The 9,125-nt window shown below is 67.2% G+C and carries 8 protein-coding genes; 6 read left to right on the forward strand and 2 right to left on the reverse strand.

All coding sequences use genetic code 11. The features are described 5' to 3' along the window. The first annotated feature begins 124 nt into the window (after window positions 1–124). The 3 genes from MJ783_RS19320 to MJ783_RS19330 are packed head-to-tail and all read left to right on the forward strand — an operon-like array spanning window position 125 to window position 5,212. The gene (locus tag MJ783_RS19320) at window positions 125–2,866 is read left to right on the forward strand and encodes a non-ribosomal peptide synthetase (protein ID WP_239312327.1); all 2,742 of its coding nucleotides are present in this window, start codon (window positions 125–127) and stop codon (window positions 2,864–2,866) included. Further along, window positions 2,863–3,810, forward strand: a complete 948-nt coding sequence (locus MJ783_RS19325; RefSeq protein ID WP_239312329.1) for an NAD(P)-dependent oxidoreductase — start codon at window positions 2,863–2,865, stop codon at window positions 3,808–3,810. Before MJ783_RS19320 ends, MJ783_RS19325 begins: the two co-directional genes overlap by 4 nt. Then, window positions 3,794–5,212 (forward strand): methyltransferase, encoded by a 1,419-nt coding sequence (locus MJ783_RS19330; protein WP_239312331.1) that lies wholly within the window; start codon window positions 3,794–3,796, stop codon window positions 5,210–5,212. The genes MJ783_RS19325 and MJ783_RS19330 overlap by 17 nt, the downstream gene beginning before the upstream one ends. A 650-nt stretch (window positions 5,213–5,862) precedes the next feature. Here MJ783_RS19330 and MJ783_RS19335 read toward each other — a convergent pair. After that, window positions 5,863–6,216, reverse strand: a complete 354-nt coding sequence (locus MJ783_RS19335; protein ID WP_239312333.1) for a helix-turn-helix domain-containing protein — start codon at window positions 6,214–6,216, stop codon at window positions 5,863–5,865. 184 nt (window positions 6,217–6,400) lie between these two features. Here MJ783_RS19335 and MJ783_RS19340 point away from each other — a divergent pair, with 184 nt between their 5' ends. From MJ783_RS19340 to MJ783_RS19350, 3 genes are read left to right on the forward strand one after another with little or no spacing between them, the layout of a single operon-like run. After that, a complete protein-coding gene (locus tag MJ783_RS19340) occupies window positions 6,401–6,820 on the forward strand; it encodes a luciferase family protein (RefSeq protein WP_239312334.1) in 420 nt (139 codons plus the stop codon). A 56-nt stretch (window positions 6,821–6,876) separates the two neighbouring features. Next, window positions 6,877–7,791, forward strand: a complete 915-nt coding sequence (locus tag MJ783_RS19345) for an NADP-dependent oxidoreductase (RefSeq protein WP_239312337.1) — start codon at window positions 6,877–6,879, stop codon at window positions 7,789–7,791. A 48-nt stretch (window positions 7,792–7,839) separates the two neighbouring features. Beyond that, window positions 7,840–8,853, forward strand: coding sequence for an acetylserotonin O-methyltransferase (locus MJ783_RS19350; RefSeq protein ID WP_239312339.1), 1,014 nt, complete (start codon window positions 7,840–7,842; stop codon window positions 8,851–8,853). 137 nt (window positions 8,854–8,990) lie between these two features. Here the strand turns inward: MJ783_RS19350 and MJ783_RS19355 are convergent. Beyond that, window positions 8,991–9,125 (reverse strand): transposase (locus tag MJ783_RS19355; RefSeq protein ID WP_239312341.1); only part of this gene is annotated, 135 nt, incomplete at its 5' end.

Genomic DNA, 9,125 nt, shown 5'->3' on the forward strand with positions numbered 1-9,125 from the left:
GAGCAGGCGAGGAGCCTGCCCGATCGCGATCAGCTTACCGAACCCCCCTGCTCCACCACGATGCGGGCGTTGCTTCGACCGGTTGACGCCAACTTCCCTTCCATACTTTTTCTGGAGACATCAGGTGCCGAACTCCGTCTATCCGCAGACTCTGCCGCATCTCTTAGAATTGGCGGGAGAAAAAGAGGGACGAGGAATTACCTTTGTCGACGGGCCGCGGCTGTCCTACAGTGGGCTGCTGGAGCCCGCCCGGCGCCTGCTGCGCGGGCTGCGTGCCCAAGGCAGGTCACCAGGTGACCGGGTGCTGATCGTGGCCGACGAGCCAGAGGCCCTCCTCCCCGCCTTCTGGGGAGCGGTGCTCGGCGGTTTCGTGCCCTGCCCGGTCGTGCCGGTCCGCGGTGATACCAGCCGCTGGCGCGCGCAGCTCGAACACCTCAACCGACTGCTCGACGGGCCGCTGGTGGTGGCGTCCAAGGGCGCATATGCCGAGCTGCCCCGCATCGACGGGCTGCGCACCGCGCAGCTCGCGAAGCTGGGCGCTTACGAGCCAGACGACCAGATCCACCGACCGCGGCCCGACGACCTGGCGCTGCTGATGCTGACCTCCGGATCCACCGGGCTGTCGAAGGCGGTGCGCATCACTCACGGCAATCTGCTGTCCGCGCTGGCGGGCAAGGCCGAAGCTCTGGCGTTCACCGCTGCCGACACAATGATGAACTGGATCTCCCACGACCACATCGCCGCGTTCGAGGCACATCTGCTGCCGATGTACGCAGAAGCCGATCAGGTGATCGCCGAGCCGGCGGCGGTCCTGGCCGCCCCGTCGCGCTTCCTGGAGCTGATCTCGGCGTACCGGGTCACCGTCACTTTCACCCCGAACTTCCTGTTCGGGCAGGTCAATCAGGCCCTTGCCCAGCGGCTGCCGGCCGTGGACTGCGACCTGTCGGCAGTCCGGCGCATCATCTCCGGAGGCGAGGCGATCGTTACCGCCACGGTGCGCCGGTTCCTCGACGTGCTCGCCCCGTATGGGCTGCGCGCGGACGCGATCGTGCCCGCCTTCGGCATGACCGAGACCTGCGCGGGCAGCGTCTTCAACACCGAGTTCGCCTCCGGCGAGGACGGCGAGTTCGCCTCCCTGGGCCGTCCGGTGCGCGGCCTTTCGGTCCGGATCGTCGGTAACGACGAGACGGTCCTCGCCACCACCGCGGCTCCGAGGCCGGGCCGTTCCGAAGCCGGCGAGGTGCAGTTGCGCGGCCCGATGGTTACCGGCGGCTACTTCGGTGATAGGGCTGCGACAGCGGAGGCATTCACCGCCGACGGCTGGTTCCGGACCGGCGACCTGGGTGTCCTCGACGACGGCCGGCTCAGCCTGACCGGCCGCAGCAAAGATAGCGTCATCGTTAACGGCGTCAACTACTCCAGCCACGAGCTGGAGACGCTGCTGGAAGAGTTGGACGGGGTCGCTCGCGGGCAGGTCGCCGCGTTTGCGACCCGCTCGCCGGGTGGCGACAGCGAACAGCTCGCCATCGCGTTCGTCCCCAAGCTCGATGATGACGCGACGCTGTACCGCACGATCGTGGCGATCCGCAACAGTACCGTGATGCGGTGGGGGTTCCGGCCCTCGCTGATTCTGCCGATTACCGTGATCGATATTCCGCGCGGCAACCTCGGCAAGATCCAACGGTCCCGGCTGCGCCGCGCCGTCGAAGGCGGCCAGCTAGCCGCGTCGGTCGCGCGGGTGGAGGAGCTGACCCACCGTTTCCTGGGCGACCCGGTACCGCCCGACGGCGACGCCGAGGCCCGCCTCGTCGAAATCTACGCCCGGGTGCTGGGCGTCGAACCATCGGCGCTCTCGGCGGCTGCGAGCTTCTTCGACCTGGGCGGCACTTCACTCGACGTGCTGCGGCTGAAGTTGGAGATCCAACACACCTTCGGCGTGGCCGACGTGCCGGTGGCAGCCATCCTGCAGGCCCCCACCGTGCGGGGGCTGGCGCGGCGCCTGTCGGGCGGTTCCGGTTCCGGCTACGACCCGCTGGTACCGTTGCAGGTCATCGGGGACGGCACGCCGCTGTTCTGCGTGCATCCCGGGCTCGGCGAGGTGCTGGTATTTGTCAACCTCGCGAAGTACTTCGTCAACGAGCGGCCCTTCTATACGCTGCGGGCTCGCGGCTTCGGCAAGGACGAGACCCACTTCGGCAGCTTCGCCGAGATGGTGGACTGCTACGTGGCGGCGATCCGGCGCACCCAGCCGTATGGCCCGTACGCGGTCGCGGGCTACTCGTACGGCGGCGCGGTCGCCTTCGAAATCGCCAAGGCCATCGAGGCGCAGGGGGAGCAGGTCGCCTTCGTGGGGATCTTCAACCTGCCGCCGCGCATCTCCGGCCGGATGAACGAGATCACCTTTGCCGACGGAGCGATCAACCTGGCCCTGTTCTTATCACTGATCAGCGCGGACGACGTCAAGGAACTGACGCAACGGCTGACGCCGCTGAGCGAGGAGGAGCAACTGGCCTGCCTGATCCGGCAGGCGCCGCCCCGCCGGCTGACCGAACTCGACCTCGACCTGGAAGGCTTCACCGCTTGGGTGGCGCTCGCGCAGTCGATGGTCCACCTCGGCCGCGCCTACGAGCCGTCCGGGGCCGTCGAGCAGGTGCGGGTGTTCTACTGCGAACCGCTCAGGGGCACCAAGCAGGACTGGCTCGACCAGCAGTTGCGGGACTGGGACGGCTTCACCCGCCGCCCCAACCGCTACATCGAGGTGGACGGCGAGCACTATACGCTGATGAGCCCCGAGCATGTCCAGACGTTCCAGGCGACGCTGCGGCGAGAGCTGGCCGACGCGCTCGGCGAAGGAGGAGCTTCGTGATCGAAGGCAAGAAGATACTCATCACTGGCGCCACCGGACAGGTGGCCCGGCCGGTCGCCGAGGCTCTCGCCAAGAACAACGAGGTGTGGTGCCTCGGTCGGTTCGCCGACGTCGACGCCGAGCGCGAGCTGAGCGACCTTGGCGTCCGCACCTGGCGGTGGGACATGGCCGGGCTGGCCGAGGACGGTCTCGACGGTCTTGCCGACGACTTCACCCATGTCATGCACTCAGCCGCTCACCGTGGCGACGGCATCGACTTCGACGCCTCGGTGGAGATCAACGCCGTTGGCGCGGGCCGGCTGATGACGCACTGCCGCCGGGCCGAGGCGTTCCTATATGTCTCCTCTGGCGCGGTTTACGCGGGGCAATCGCCGGAGCATCTGGTCCGGGAGGAGGATCCGCTCGGCGGTCAGATGCCGTGGCTGCCGACCTACCCGGTCGGCAAGCTCGCCACCGAGGGCGCTGTCCGCGCCTTCGCCGTCACGCTCGACCTGCCGACGACCATCGCGCGGCTCAACGTCGCGTACGGCCCGCACTCGCACGGCGGGATGCCGATCCTGCTGTTCCGGCGGTTGCTGGCCGGGGAGCCGATCGAAGTGCCACCGCGGGGACAGAACCTGTGCAGCCCCATCCACACCGACGACGTCGTATGGCAAGTGCCGCTGCTCTGGAAGGCCGCGACCGTTCCAGTGCAAGTGATCAACTGGGCCGGCGATGATGCCGTCGGCATTCAGGACATGCTGACGTACATGGCTGAGCTGGCCGGAATCGAGCCACGGTTCGCCTCCAGCGAGGTCTACCGAGCGACCCACGCTTTCGACAACACCCGGCGGAGGGCGCTTATCGGCCGGTGCGGGGTCGGTTGGCGCGAAGGGCTGAGCAGGACCCTGCGGGCGCACTTCCCCGACCTGGTGAAGGAGGCCGCCGATGCGGTCCAACAGTGACATCATCCGGGCCTCGTACGAGGCGTTTCACCGCCGCGATCATAAGGCCGCGCTAGCGGCCTTCGCCCCCGACATCGAGTGGACCCATCCGGACGGGATGGTCGACTACGGCCTCGGCGGCACCAAGAAGGGGTATGAGGAGATCCTGGCGTTCATGGCTCGGGCAAGGACCGTCTTCAGCGAGCTACGCCCAGACCCGCAGGAGTTCATAGAGCAGGGCGATCGCGTCGTGGTCTTCGGCGTTCACTACATGTGCGGAGCACGCAGCGGGATGTCGGGCACGGTGCCGTTCGTCCACTCCTGGCGGTTGGCCCGTGGGTTGGCCACGCACTTCACGGACATTCACGACACTGCCTTGGTACGCCGGATCGTCGAAGGCGACAAGTCACCCGTCGCCGAGCTGCTCGAAACGCACGACGGATATATCCGCGCCCACGTCGTGCGGCTCGTCGCCGAGCTGAAGGTTGGTGACCTCATCGGCGACGGTGCCCGGGACGTCGCCGAGCTGGCGACGGCCACCGCCACCGACTCGCGGGCGCTCTTCCGGCTGCTACGGACTGCCACCGGGTTCGGGCTGATGACCGAGCCGGCGCCCGGGCGGTTTGCACTGACCGAGATCGGGGCGCCCCTACGCTCGGACCATCCGTTGTCGGTACGGTCCATCATGGTCATAGGCGGCGGCCTCTTCGGCCGGGTCTTCTCCGACGCCGAGCACAGTCTGCGTACGGGCGAGCCCGCGTTCCCGAAGACGTTCGGCCTTCCGCTCTTTGCGTACCTGCAGCAGAACCCCGAGGTTGGCGCGGTCTTCAACACCTCGATGGCGGAGTTCAGCCGGTTGGAGACCGGCGGGCTCGTCACGGCCTACGACTTCTCCGTCTTCTCCGGTCGGCGGATCGTGGACGTCGGAGGCGGTGACGGAACGCTGATCTGCGCCGTGCTGGACGCCGTTACGGAGGCGACCGGGGTGGTATTCGACCAGCCCGAGGTCGCGGACGCTGCGCGGGAGCGGATCGCGGCGGCCGGGTTGGGTGAGCGGTGCACGGTGGAGAGCGGCGACTTCTTCTCTGCCGTGCCAACCGGCGGCGACCTCTATATCCTGAAGTGGATCATCCATGACTGGCCGGACGAGCAGGCCCTCGCGATCCTGCGTAACTGCCGCAGGGCGATGGCGCCCGGCGGGCGGCTGCTACTGGTCGAGCAGGTCGTCCCCGAAGGGGACACGCCGCATCGCGGCAAGGTCATGGACTTCACCATGCTCGTCGTGCTAGGCGGGCGGGAACGTACAAAGGCAGAGTACTCCGCACTGCTCGCGGCGGCCGGGCTGCGGCTGGAGCGGGTGCTGGACGGCCCGATGGACAGCAGCATCCTTGAAGCCCTTCCGGATGGGGGCGGGCCACCGTGATTCGGAAGGCCCTCCGCGGCGCGATCCAGGTGGGACGCGGACCGGCACGAGGACAGGTGTCGCGGCGCGACGGGCGGACCGACCCGGGACGACATGGTCAGCGTGCTACTCACTCACGGCCACCCGACCTGACCGCCGAGTTTCCGGCGCTCGCGGTGCGGAAGCTGTGGGCCTGCAAGAGGTGCCGATGGTTGAGCGGCTCGCACGGCCGTGCCCGTCACCACCCGACCGGCATGCCGACGGGTCACACACCAGGAGACGCTCGGCGGAGTTCGTGGTCGATGCCGCAGGTCCTGACTTCGGGAGTATGCGCCGGGTCGAGACGGCCGTAGACGAGGCGGATGAATGCCTCGGCCGGCAGTTCGAGGATCCCGGGCGGTATCCTCGGTGCCCAGCGCCTCCGTCAGCAAGACCGGGACGCCGAGCGTTAGGATGCGGCAGTCCGGTTCGGTGGTGGTGACGGCGACACTCACGGGCGTGGTGGCAGGCTTGCCAAATCGGCTCACGGTCGGCTCGAGTAGGTCCACCTCGAGTAGGTCCACGATGTGTTCCGCCGACTCCGCCGCGTCAGAGCGGCGTCCGCAAGGGGCGTCACCAGCTTCTTGAGTCGCTCCCGGGAACTGCGGAGCGCTCGGATCAGGTCGTCCACCTCAGTCTTCTTTCTCGTCGTAGCGGCGCCGGGCGTCCGCGATGTGCTCGCGGTGCTCCTCGGCCCACGCGATTAGCTCGCTCGCCTTCATGGAGAGCGTCCGGCCCACAGGAGTAAGCGAGTAGTCGACCCGCGGCGGCGCGGTGGGGGTGACCTCGCGGAAGACGAGCCCGTCTCGCTCCAGTCCGCGTAGGGTCAGCGTGAGCATGCGCTGCGAGATACCGTCGATGGCCCGCCGCAGTTGGGAGTACCGGCGCGGACCGTTCACCAGCAAAGCCATGATCAGAACGCTCCACTTGTCGCCGACCCGATCAAGCACGTCCCGGAGATGGCAGGTCTCCAAATCCGCAGACACGTCGACGGGAACATCAATGTGCCTAACGTTCGTCAAAGTGCCGTCTTCCGTCATGCCAAACATCCCCTCCAGAATCGCACAGGGAACAAAATGTTCCAACACGGAGAGAGTTCATGGAACGCTAATGTCAATAGACCTGTATGCACTGCCGCCGCGACCTGGCCGACGCCCGAAGACGACTGGTGTGGCGATTCCGCACGACCAGTTGGAACAGTTCTCACCGTCCCACATCCGGGACGAGCTCATTGCGCTGGTGGAGGCGATGTCCGGTGTCTTCACAAGCCCCAGTCAGGTCTCCGATCCGCGCTCGTTGGCCTTTCGGGTGCGGGAACCTCGAGGGCCGTGGGAGGCGTTTCTGACGCCCACCCGGGATGAATTCGGACATGTACATACCTCGGGTTTCCTGCACCTCATGCTGCCCCGGCCGGTGATCGCCGCCCTGTCCGAGGCCGGCTGGGTGGAGCTGCATCCGATCACCCGCAGGCCGGACTTCCCCGACACGGCGGTGATGTTCTACGCGCCGCGCGACCACGACGAATTGGCTGTCGCGATGGCCGCGATCGGGGCCTCCTGGGCGCAGGCCGCCGGGATCGGCCTTTCCTGAGCACGGCTACCGGGTGCGACGACAATTTCTCGATCATTACAAAGAGAGGATACACAATGCAAGCCGTAGCCTTCGACGCCGTCGGAGCCGGTCCGTCGCCGGTCGATCTGCCGACTCCGCAGCCCGGACCGGGCGAGATGCTCGTCCGGGTCAAGGCCTCCTCCGTCAACGGTTTCGACCTGGCCGCCATCGGCGGCATGTTCCAGGGAATCTTCGAGTACAATTTCCCGGTGGTGCTCGGCAAGGATTTCGCGGGGACGGTCGAGGCAATCGGCGAAGGGGTCACCCGGGTCTCCCCTGGCGTCTCGGTTTTCGGGGTGGTGGCCAAGCCGGTTCTAGGCGACGGCGGGTTCGCCGAGTACCTGGTGATCGCTGAGCAGAGCCCGTGGGCGACTGTCCCGAACGGGCTCGACCCGCAGCATGCCGCAGCTCTGGGTCTAGCAGCCACAGCAGCACGCACGGCGGTCGACGCGCTGGGCCTGTCCAGGGGCGAGACCGTGCTGGTGTCCGGCGCGACCGGAGGCGTCGGCTCGTACGCGATCCAGTTCGCGGCCGAATGGGGGGCCACTGTCATCGCCACTGCCCGCCCGGGCGAGGAAGCCGCGTTCGTTCGGCGGATGGGTGCCGCACACACGGTCGACTACACCGCCGGCCTGGCCGCTCAGGTCAGGGAGATCGCACCGGATGGCGTGGCGGCGGTCCTTCACCTCGCCGGGGACGGCGCGCAGCTCGCTTCGCTTCGTTCGGCGAAGGGTCGGCTCGTCTCCACGCTGAGCTTCACGCCCGATGAGTCCGCTACGGCGGTCATAGCCCAGCCGGATCCGGACACCCTCGCAAAGCTCGCCGCCGCTGCGGCCGAAGGGCGGCTGCGTGTCCCGGTCCAGCGCACCTACCCGCTCGCCGAGGCGCCGCGGGCGCTGGACGACTTCGCTTCGGGTACGCTCGGTAAGCTAGTGATCGTCATCGATTGAGTCCCGTCCGGGGGCGGCGCACCCCAACTCGGTTACTAGAGGAGAACCGTGAACGCCGACATGGAACGGCCTTTCGAGCGGATCATAGGAATGATCAGCGAATTCTGGGTCGCGCGCGCGATCCACGCGGCGACCAGACTCGGGATCCCAGATCTCCTCACCAACGGTCCCCGGAGCACCGCGGAACTCGCGACGCTAACTGAATCGCACCCCCGCTCGCTCTATCGGCTGCTACGTGCGCTCGCCAGCATCGGCCTGTTCCGCCAAGACGGCGAGGGCTTCACTCTGACCCCGCTTGGGGCCACGCTGCGCACCGACATACCGGCGTCGCTTGCCCCCTTCGTGCTGATGGAACTGAGCGAAAGCCATCACCGGGCGTGGGGTGAACTGCTCCATGCGGTCAAGACCGGCGAGCCCGCCTTCGACACGGCGATGGGCATGACGGCCTGGGAGATGTTCGGAAGCGACCCGGAAATGGCCGGTCACCTGGGACGGGCGATGCATGGACTTACCGAGAACGTGCTCTCCGCTGTCCTGGACGTCTACAACTTCGCCAAGTTCTCCCGGGTGGTGGACATCGGCGGCGGCGAGGGCGGCTTCGTGACGGCTGTCCTCGCCACCCAACCGACCGCCGTCGGCGTGCTGTACGAGCTGCCATACGTCATCGAAAATGCCCGCGAAAGGATGCGTGGAACGGCCGAGGCCGAGCGGTGCGAACTGGTCGGCGGCGACTTCTTCGACAAGGTGCCCGACGGAGGCGACCTCTATCTCCTCAAGTGGGTGTTGCACGACTGGGGGGATGAAGAGTGCCAGGCGATCCTTCGCAACTGCCGCCGGGCGATTGCGGAGAACGGGACTCTGCTCGTGGTTGACACGGTGATCCCACCTGGCGACGAGTCGGCCCCCGGCAAATTCATCGACCTGAACATGATGGTGCTTGGCAGTGGCCGAGAGCGCACGGAAGAGGAGTTCGCCGCCCTGTTCACCGCGTCCGGCTTCGGGCTGAACCGGGTGATCCCCATGCGCTCGCCCAGCAGTCTCATCGAGGCGACCCCTGTGTAGAGACTCAGCGACGAGCAGTGACGATCTTGCCTGCGATGTCAAGACGCCCGCCCGCGGCGGCGACGCCCAGGCGGGCCGGGGACTGTCAACTTTCCGGCTCTGCCAAGATTCCGGTGGTGACAGGCGGTGAGAGATATTCATGAGAGCAGGATCCGTTGCCGGAGCAGGGAGAAACCAGCACGGCCGTACATCTGCCTTTTGATCAGTTTCGTCTTCGTGTTGGCACCCTCCATGGGGCCGTTGCTGGAGGGCAGGGTCAGTCCGGCGACGAC

The sequence above is a fragment of the Protofrankia sp. Cj3 genome (assembly GCF_917627355.1).
Taxonomy (GTDB): domain Bacteria; phylum Actinomycetota; class Actinomycetes; order Frankiales; family Frankiaceae; genus Protofrankia.

Excerpts from the sequence above, each read along its gene's own strand:
- MJ783_RS19330 (WP_239312331.1), top strand. The coding sequence starts at position 3,794 with ATGCGGTCCAACAGTGACATCATCCGGGCCTCGTACGAGGCGTTTCAC.
- MJ783_RS19345 (WP_239312337.1), top strand. The coding sequence starts at position 6,877 with ATGCAAGCCGTAGCCTTCGACGCCGTCGGAGCCGGTCCGTCGCCGGTC.